Source organism: Pueribacillus theae (assembly GCF_003097615.1).
GTDB classification, from domain to species: Bacteria; Bacillota; Bacilli; order Bacillales; family UBA6769; genus Pueribacillus; species Pueribacillus theae.
This window is the reverse complement of sequence record NZ_QCZG01000121.1, coordinates 1-448: the sequence shown is the minus strand read 5'-3', so window position 1 is coordinate 448 and position 448 is coordinate 1. Positions and strand designations below refer to the sequence as shown.

Annotated in this window: 1 protein-coding gene; it reads left to right on the top strand. The window is 32.8% G+C overall.

What is annotated here, in order from left to right; translation table 11 throughout:
• Positions 1-152: 152 nt before the first annotated feature.
• Positions 153-448: transposase (locus DCC39_RS18960; protein WP_205948548.1), on the top strand; the 296-nt coding region annotated here is incomplete at its 3' end.

Sequence of the window (448 nt, the reverse complement as noted above, 5' to 3'; positions counted from 1 at the left end):
CCTGAATTATTCATAGAAATTCATTGATGTCCTAGTAATGCTTATTTATCAAGTAGTCTAGATAAATTGGTTATGCATCAAATAAATGAAAAAAGAATCCATTTCTGTTAAGGTTAAATCACCACAAAATAACCACAGAAAGGATTCTTATAATGGCTACTTTATCGCAATTAACTCTCAATTTCAATCGTCAAATTAAACTGTCAAATAATGGAGGTTCTCTTTCCTCTGATACGGGCGAATTCCTTTTTAGAGAATTCGACGAAACAATAGGATTCTCAAAAACATTAACCCAATATCTGGATCTAAAAGACGAACGACTTTACTATTTCCATTCGAATGAAAATTTACTTCGTCAAAAGATTTATCAAATCATTGCCGGATATTTCGAAGACGATGCTGCTGATCAATTGACGAACGACCCTGTTTTCACACAAATCATTGGAAC